Here is a 308-nt window from a genome sequence, read left to right on the forward strand (position 1 = left end):
CCCCATTTTTTTGAAGGTCAAATCGACAAAAAACACGAAATTAAATCGGGTGACTTATTAATTTCTTGGTCTGCAACATTGGGCGCTTATATTTGGAAAGGGGAGGAAGCAGTACTAAACCAGCATATTTTCAAGGTGGAAAGTTTTATTAATAAGAAATACCATTATTACTTGATGCAAAACCTAATCTCATCTCTTTATAGTAAAACACATGGTTCAGGAATGGTGCACGTTACGAAGAAAGTGTTCGATGAAATTCCTGTTCCCTTACCAAATTTAAAGGAGCAAAAACGTATTGCCGACAAAGT

1 protein-coding gene is annotated in these 308 nt (G+C 35.7%); it reads left to right on the top strand.

The window, feature by feature from the left end:
• Positions 1–308, top strand: a 308-nt coding sequence (locus ACLWS4_RS38370; protein ID WP_416876623.1) for a restriction endonuclease subunit S, incomplete at both ends; no start/stop codon positions are given.

Source organism: Kitasatospora sp. SC0581 (genome assembly GCF_048159585.1).
Lineage (GTDB): Bacteria > Actinomycetota > Actinomycetes > Streptomycetales > Streptomycetaceae > Kitasatospora.